The organism is Roseomonas sp. TAS13 (assembly GCF_001950415.1).
Classification (GTDB): domain Bacteria; phylum Pseudomonadota; class Alphaproteobacteria; order Acetobacterales; family Acetobacteraceae; genus Roseomonas; species Roseomonas mucosa.
In genome coordinates this window covers 1-1,991 of the sequence record NZ_BDLP01000568.1, presented here as the reverse complement: position 1 = coordinate 1,991, position 1,991 = coordinate 1, and the positions used below count along the sequence as shown (strand labels likewise).

2 protein-coding genes and 2 pseudogenes are annotated in these 1,991 nt (G+C 72.4%); all 4 read left to right on the top strand.

Annotated elements, in window-relative coordinates:
• Positions 1–499, top strand: a pseudogene (locus tag ROTAS13_RS27545) (hypothetical protein); the annotation flags it as partial.
• Between the two features lie 11 nt (positions 500–510).
• Entirely contained in the window at positions 511–1,038 is a 528-nt protein-coding gene (locus ROTAS13_RS23675; RefSeq protein ID WP_027297361.1) for a hypothetical protein, read from the top strand.
• A 101-nt stretch (positions 1,039–1,139) separates the two neighbouring features.
• Positions 1,140–1,574 carry a hypothetical protein gene (locus tag ROTAS13_RS23670; RefSeq protein ID WP_081798650.1) on the top strand — a complete coding sequence of 145 codons (435 nt, stop codon included), beginning with the start codon at positions 1,140–1,142 and terminating at the stop codon, positions 1,572–1,574.
• A 16-nt stretch (positions 1,575–1,590) separates the two neighbouring features.
• Positions 1,591–1,991, top strand: a pseudogene (locus ROTAS13_RS23665) (hypothetical protein); the annotation flags it as partial.

Here is a 1,991-nt window from a genome sequence, read left to right as displayed (position 1 = left end):
GGCACCGATGAGCACGCCGCAGCAGGTCGAGGTGCTGGGGCTGGTGACGACGATCGGGACCATGGTGCGCGACCTACGCGAGGAGAACCGGCAGCTGCGCGCGGACATGGCGGCCGCCCGGGAGCGCCTCGATGCCGCCACGGCCGATCTCTCGCGTCGCGTGGCACTCGCCGAGGCGCGCGGCTCCGTGGCGGCCGCCATGGGTTCGCCGGTGCCGCCGGCGCCAATGCCTCTGGCAGCAGCTCCCGCCCCGGCACCGCCGGTCACCGCCGCCGCGTCGCGGACCCCGGCTCCCAGCGACACCGTGAGGCGCCGCTACCGGGTCCAGGCGGCCTCTCCCGGGCTCGCCATGCTCTCCGAGGTGGACAACACCGGCGAGTCCGGCACCCAGCTCCAGGTCGCCGTCGGTGACCGGGTGCCGGGCTACGGCCGCATCACCGCCATCGCGCAGCAGGGCGCGACCTGGGTCGTGCGCGCTGAGCGCGGCTCCATCCAGTAGGACGCGCCACCATGCAGGGCCTCGCCAACTTCGCGGCCGATGTCGGTGGCGCGATCACCTTCCTCGTCCCCGCCTTCTGCTACCTGGCGGCCATCGCCGCCTTCCTTTTCGGCGCCTGGGGCTTCTGGCAGCAGGCGCAACCGCACAACCCCTTCCGGGGCAAGCCCTGGATCCCCTGGGTGTCGCTGGTGCTGAGCGGCGTCTTCGCCAGCTTCGACGGCATCCTGACCATGGCCAACCGCAGCGGCGGCTCGTCCATCATCGTCGGCACCGGCGGCGCCTTCGGCTACGTGCCGAGCGCCAGCGGCGCCCTGGGTGCCACTCCCGCCGAGACCGTCGTCAACGTCGTCACCATCTTCCAGGGTTTCTTCCAGGCCTTCGGCGCGATGATGGCGCTGATGGCCGTGTTCGCCTGGTGGGCGGTGATGCGCGGCATCAGCCGCCGGCCGCAGGGTGGCTGCCTCGTGCAGTTCGTCTTTGGCGTCATGCTCATCAACGTGCTGCCGCTGGCGACCTTCCTCGCCGCGCTGTTCGCCTGAGGATCGCGCGAAAAATCCTGCGCGCCGTTCGCAAGGACCTCGCACAGCATCATCGCAGGGTCGCCGACGGCGCCCCGGCCCTGAACAGGAAAGCGATCATCGTGTCGATCATCTCCCACAAGACCACCCTCGCCCCGCGCCCCCAGGGCGCGATCCTGCGCCGCCGCGTCGGGCTGGCGCTGATGGCGGCGGCCATGGGGGCGTTCTTCTCCGGCAACGCCTTCGCCCAGGCCGCCAACACCATCGGCGGCCAGGTCGGCACCATGGCGCAGGAGGCGGCCACCGCCGGCGGCAACCTCGGCTCCATGGCGATGTACGTCGCGGCGCTGATCTGCCTGATCGGCGGCGCCTGGGCCCTGTGGCAGTCGCGCCAGCCGCAGAACCGCGAGGGCGGCAAGGTCGCCATGGGCCTCGCCGGCATCGTGCTCTGCGGCCTCTTCGCCACCGGCGGCGTCTGGATCGGCAAGGCAGCGCAGACCGCCTCCGGTGGCTCCGCGACGGTCAGCGGCACCAACTCGGTCGTCACCTTCAACTGAGCCGGGGCCTCCCACCATGCGTTTCCCGCCGCTCCTGCTGTCGTCGCATACGTCCTCCTGGGGCGGCGCGGCCTGCCGGGAGCGGCGGGCGACCAAGGTGGACCCCGCCCCGGTGCCCGACATTCCCTGCCGGTTCTGCGGCGCCCTCGCCGCGGGCCGGCAGGAATGGTTCCACCTGAACGGCGACGAGGCCGACGCCGCGCCCGGCAACCTCGCCGTGGCCTGTACCCTCTGCCATCTCACGCAGCACCTCGACACCGCGGCGGCCGAGGGATCCGCGACCCTGATCTGGCTGCCGGAGATGAGCCAGCAGGCGCTGTTCGCCGTCGCGCGCGCCGCCCAGCTCTCCTTGCTGGAGGCGGGCGACGATCCGACGCTCGACATCCTGCCACGCCGGGAAAGCCCGGCCACCATCGC